Raw genomic sequence first — 461 nt, 5'->3', positions numbered from 1 at the left:
GGTGACAAGCTCCCCGTGCCAGGCATGCCTTGGAAGAAGCAACGCTACTGGACTGCCGCGCGTCCGTCGTCAGGCGCACGCGGCGGCTTGCCGGGCACCAAGATTGTGTTGCCAGACGGCGCCATTGCCTTTGGCACCGTAGCTGACCAGGTACCTTCTGCCGTGGCTCTGCTGGAGGCCGCGGTCCACGAGGTGCAGCCGGAAGCGCCGCTCATCGCCGTGGAAGACAAAGGCACACTGCCTCCAACTGGGGAGCTCACCACCGTGGCGCGCCGGGTTGCCGGTGGTGTTGCGGTGCAGGTGTTCGCGGTGCTCGGTGAGGTAACAACACAGGTAGCGGAGGGTTTTGCCAGTGTTGCAGCGGCCCCCGCCGCCGTGGTTGCCACAAATGCAGAACAACACGCCGACCCCGTGGATGTGGTGGGCGAATCCATGAAATGGGACCCGGCCAGTGGTGAGTC

Annotated in this window: 1 protein-coding gene; it reads left to right on the top strand. The window is 65.3% G+C overall.

Annotated features, from left to right (window positions below; all coding sequences use genetic code 11):
- Nucleotides 1-15 precede the first annotated feature (15 nt).
- The coding region (locus L6966_RS11935; RefSeq protein ID WP_237233461.1) for a hypothetical protein at nucleotides 16-461 on the top strand (446 nt) is incomplete at its 3' end.

The sequence above is a fragment of the Rothia nasisuis genome, from assembly GCF_928381405.1.
In the GTDB taxonomy this organism is placed as follows: Bacteria; Actinomycetota; Actinomycetes; order Actinomycetales; family Micrococcaceae; genus Rothia; species Rothia nasisuis.
Note: the sequence above shows the minus strand (reverse complement) of the source record. Positions and strands in the feature narration are given on the sequence as shown.